The sequence below is a fragment of the Streptomyces sp. UF-297 genome, from assembly GCF_058245575.1.
Genome location: NZ_JBSIBZ010000236.1, coordinates 1 through 764 on the forward strand (window position 1 = coordinate 1; position 764 = coordinate 764).

At 75.3% G+C, this 764-nt stretch carries 1 protein-coding gene; it reads left to right on the plus strand.

Annotated features, from left to right (window positions below):
- Positions 1-425: 425 nt before the first annotated feature.
- Positions 426-710, plus strand: coding sequence for a hypothetical protein (locus AC4IJH_RS43610; protein ID WP_164348883.1), 285 nt, complete (start codon positions 426-428; stop codon positions 708-710).
- The last annotated feature ends 54 nt before the right edge of the window (positions 711-764 follow it).

Below are 764 nucleotides of genomic sequence, written 5' to 3' on the forward strand. Positions count from 1 at the left end.
CCCCCCCCCCCCCCCCCCCCCCCCCCCCCCCCCCCCCCCCCCCCCCCCCCCCCCCCCCCCCCCCCCCCCCCCCCCGGACCGGTGGCAGGCCATGACGCCCCGGGCCGGTGCCGGGGCAGTAAAAAACCGGCGACCGCCCTGCCATAAGGCAGGACCCCCCGCACAAGTGCGGCAGGCTGGCGCGGTCGCCGGTTCCTCGAAACCCGCACCGCGCGTGGTGGCGACATCCCAGAAGGGGCGCTACTTCCACGCGATACGAGGTAACCCCAGGGTAGCGGGTCGGAGGCGGGGGGCGAAAAAGACCCGGGAAACGCGCGAACACCCCTTCCCTTCCGGGATAAAGATGGTATCGTTGTTCATGTTGGAAGGGGATGGCACCCCGACCGACGCGACCACTCGAAACCCGATCCACGAGGGATACGGACATGATCACGACCACGCAGTTCCCGCAGGCCCCCCTGGCCGCTCTGCGGGACCGCCTCCTGGCCACCGCCGCTGACGACGACCGCGCCCCGCAGGAGGAGCTGGACGGCCTCAGCGACAGCGTGCTCGCCGCCTACTGGCACGGCTACCTCACGGCCAGCCGCAGCGGCCGCACCGGGGCCGAGCTGCACGCCGCCGCCTTCGGGGCAGCGCTCGACTCCCCGATGAGCGCGGTCGGCACCGACACGCGCGCCCTCCGGGACGTCCTGACCCGCTCGTTCCAGTAGCCCACCCCGGGGGGGGGGGGGGGGGGGGGGGGGGGGGGGGGGGGGGGGGGGGGG